Below are 210 nucleotides of genomic sequence, written 5' to 3' on the forward strand. Positions count from 1 at the left end.
AGCTAAATCAGTCAGCTTTCCAAATTGTTAAAGAGCGATTTCACGCTAATGCGTGTAACCATTTTTAAAGACTCTTAAAGGCGTTACCTAAAAGAACGTTTAAAGATGGTATCCCGTAGGGGAGTCGAACCCCTGTTACCGCCGTGAAAGGGCGGTGTCCTAGGCCTCTAGACGAACGGGACACTGGATACTCTAAATTAAAACCTTATT

The 210-nt window shown here is 43.3% G+C and carries 1 tRNA gene; it reads right to left on the reverse strand.

What is annotated here, in order from left to right:
• Window positions 1-106: 106 nt before the first annotated feature.
• Window positions 107-182, reverse strand: a tRNA-Glu gene (locus tag PVK62_RS17645).
• Between the last annotated feature and the right edge of the window lie 28 nt (window positions 183-210).

This window comes from Aliivibrio sp. S3MY1 (assembly GCF_028765575.1).
Taxonomy (GTDB): Bacteria; Pseudomonadota; Gammaproteobacteria; order Enterobacterales; family Vibrionaceae; genus Aliivibrio.